Consider the following 268-nt stretch of genomic DNA (forward strand, 5'->3'; position numbering starts at 1 on the left):
GCCCAGGTGTTGGCCCAATAGGGCTTAAATCACACCTAGAAGAGTTTATGCCGAACCACAGCGTAATTAACGTGCCTGGTACCACTGAAGGCAATGGCGCAGTATCGGCAGCACCATACGGTTCAGCGGCCATTTTACCTATTTCATGGGCATACATCACGATGATGGGCTCTGAAGGCTTAAAGCAAGCAACTGAAATGGCGATTGTGAATGCCAACTACTTAACTGACAAGCTAAGTGAGCATTACCCAATTTTGTACCGTGGTCA

Annotated in this window: 1 protein-coding gene; it reads left to right on the forward strand. The window is 47.8% G+C overall.

Features of this window, described 5'->3' with window-relative positions; translation table 11 throughout:
- Positions 1–268, forward strand: a 268-nt coding sequence (locus CWC11_RS21370; protein WP_138684211.1) for a hypothetical protein, incomplete at both ends; no start/stop codon positions are given.

The organism is Pseudoalteromonas sp. S3178, assembly GCF_005886985.1.
GTDB lineage: Bacteria > Pseudomonadota > Gammaproteobacteria > Enterobacterales > Alteromonadaceae > Pseudoalteromonas > Pseudoalteromonas carrageenovora.